Below are 615 nucleotides of genomic sequence, written 5' to 3'. Positions count from 1 at the left end.
GATTTAAATTTGCCAATCCAATAACCACCATAACAGTATCCCATATAAATTGGTGGAATTACAAGATCATACTCCACTACTTTAAAAATAACTGTGTCTCTATGACCAACACTATCAACCCAACCTTTTGCTAAGATAAATTTCCTTTGAAGTAAACCATATTCACCTCCACGAAGCTCTATCCATACGAAGAGTGAGTCATTCCTTATTTTTTTCTGTGTAGGGTTTTTAAATATAGGAACAAGTGCAACAGAATCACCAGGTTTAAGTGTTCCTTCTGGTGCCAGAGAAATCATATAAAGACTATCTATTTCAGGGTAAACAAGCCAACATTTTAAATTCTGTGTATCCACATCTTCATTTTTTATAAAAGAAAGAATTTTAAATCCTATGTCTGGAAAAATAATATTTTTGGTAATTGGTATCTTTTCATGAACTGAAAAATAATTTGAATCAGGAATTATATATTTATTTTCAAATGAATAAAAGCTATCACCCTGAAGAGTTGTAAAAAGGTATTTAGCAATTAAAGTATCTGGATATTTTAGAGAATAATCTTTTAATTTATAAGAGACAAAAAGTGTATCATTATAATACATCCCTTCTGTGTAGCTT

At 29.9% G+C, this 615-nt stretch carries 1 protein-coding gene; it reads right to left on the bottom strand.

Annotated features, from left to right (window positions below):
- Positions 1-599: hypothetical protein (locus ABDH49_09305; protein ID MEN3047134.1), on the bottom strand; the 599-nt coding region annotated here is incomplete at its 3' end.
- Between the last annotated feature and the right edge of the window lie 16 nt (positions 600-615).

This window comes from Candidatus Hydrothermales bacterium (assembly GCA_039630235.1).
GTDB lineage: Bacteria > Hydrothermota > Hydrothermia > Hydrothermales > JAJRUZ01 > JBCNVI01.
Note: the sequence above shows the minus strand (reverse complement) of the source record. Positions and strands in the feature narration are given on the sequence as shown.